The 1,987-nt window shown below is 63.2% G+C and carries 2 protein-coding genes; both read left to right on the plus strand.

Annotated elements, in window-relative coordinates; all coding sequences use genetic code 11:
• Positions 1 to 763: polyhydroxyalkanoate depolymerase (gene phaZ / locus EOA28_RS34185; RefSeq protein WP_128315766.1), on the plus strand; the 763-nt coding region annotated here is incomplete at its 5' end.
• A 201-nt stretch (positions 764 to 964) separates the two neighbouring features.
• On the plus strand, positions 965 to 1,582 hold the full coding sequence (locus tag EOA28_RS34190; protein ID WP_127253758.1) for a transglutaminase-like cysteine peptidase: 618 nt from the start codon (positions 965 to 967) through the stop codon (positions 1,580 to 1,582).
• Positions 1,583 to 1,987 lie beyond the last annotated feature (405 nt).

The raw sequence follows: 1,987 nt of genomic DNA on the forward strand, positions 1-1,987 counted from the left end.
TGTCATGGCCGTCTGCCAGCCTTCGGTGCCGGTGCTGGCGGCGGTGGCGCTGATGGACAGGCGCGGCGATCCCTTCGTGCCCTCCACCATGACGCTGATGGGCGGGCCGGTCGACACGCGCCGCAACCCCACCGCGGTCAATCTCCTGGCCAAGGAAAAGGGCATCGACTGGTTCCGCGACAATGTCATCATGCAGGCGCCCTGGCCGGTGCCGGGCTTCGGGCGCGTGGTCTATCCGGGCTTCCTGCAGCTCTCCGGCTTCATGAGCATGAATCTCGACCGCCACATCATCGCCCACAAGGACTTCTTCATGCACCTTGTGAAGCATGACGGGGACAGCGCCGAAAAGCACCGCGACTTCTATGACGAATATCTGGCGGTGATGGACCTGACGGCGGAATTCTACCTGCAGACGGTCGACACCGTGTTCGTGCGCCACGCTTTACCGAAGGGCGAGATGACGCATCGCGGCGAGACGGTCGACTGCGCAGCGATCCGCAACGTCGCGCTGCTCACCATCGAGGGCGAGAACGACGACATTTCCGGGCTCGGCCAGACCCAGGCCGCGCATGATCTGTGCGTCAACATTCCCGCCGACAAGCATGTCCATTACGTGCAGCCGGCCGTCGGCCATTACGGCGTCTTCAACGGCTCGCGCTTCCGCTCCGAGATCGTGCCGCGCATCGCCGACTTCATTTCCAGCTATGGCCGCCAGCAGCGTGTGGCGACGAGGCCCAAACTGGTCCGTTCCGCGAAAGGCTGAACGCCGCGGACCGCGCCAGAGCGAACTTCCGTTCCGCCGCCAGACGGCGGCCGCTGGTGTTGCGACGGTGTCTCTGTTGCGAAAGTGCCGCTACGGGATCGTCCAGGTAACCATGCCGTCAAACTGGCCGCGGTCTCTAATTGACACGGACTGTAAATCGCCTTTAACGTTTCGTTAATAAAGAACAGGGCGGCGGGGGCAATGACTTCCTCAGCGATGACGCGGATTCTGCGTTTGTGTTCAGTCGCAGGGCTGGCGATTTCGGCTCACTGGGCGGTACCCGCCTGGGCGGCGGGCGCAATGACCACAGGCGGCCTGACCTCGCAGCCGATCGGGCACTATGATTTCTGCAAGGCGCGTCCGAACGAATGCAACATCCATCCGGCCGATCTCGAGCCGGCCAGGATGACGGACGTCCTGTGGCGCAAGCTGGTCAGCGTCAGCGCCAAGGTCAACGCCGCCGTCAAGCCGTTGAGCGATCTCGATCACTACGGCAAGGATGAAGTCTGGGCCTATCCGGATGACGGCTATGGCGATTGCGAGGACTATGTGCTGGAAAAGCGCCGCCAGCTTTATCGCATGGGCATGTCGCTCGCCGACCTCCTGATCACCGTCGTGCGCAAGCCTGATGGCGAAGGCCATTCGGTGCTGACGGTGCGCACCGACAAGGGCGACTACGTGCTCGACAATCTGACCGACAAGGTCAGAGCCTGGGACGCGACCGGCTACCGCTTCCTCAAGCGCCAGGCGATCGACAACACCGGACGCTGGGTCTCGATCCGCGACGGCCAGGCCGTGCTGGTCGGCTCGGTGCAGTAGGGACTGGGCATCCTGCCTTTCTTCGTGAGGCGCTCTACCTCCCTGTGCGGAGGGTGAACCGCGCGGCGCATGCCGGGCTGGTTTGGACGCTCGGCGAAAAGGCCCCGTGGCTGAGGGTGGCGGTGGGTTGAGCTTCTGGCGCCACCCTTGGAGATTGGCCGAATCCCTACGTGACGTCGTCATACTCGGGCCTGACCCGAGTATCCATGCCGTGACCCTTGCCGCAGAGTGCAACGGTGCGGAATTCTGCAACCGTTGGAACGCCTTGCCGTAACGGCATGGCAACTGTGTTCACGCGAATGCGGTTTTGTCGCGCATGATGGCGTTGAGGACGACCAGGAGCTTCCTTGCGACGGCGATGATGGCGAGTTTCTTGGACCCTGAGCGGGCAGCAAGTGCGGTATA

This window comes from Mesorhizobium sp. M2A.F.Ca.ET.067.02.1.1 (genome assembly GCF_004023285.1).
Taxonomy (GTDB): domain Bacteria; phylum Pseudomonadota; class Alphaproteobacteria; order Rhizobiales; family Rhizobiaceae; genus Mesorhizobium.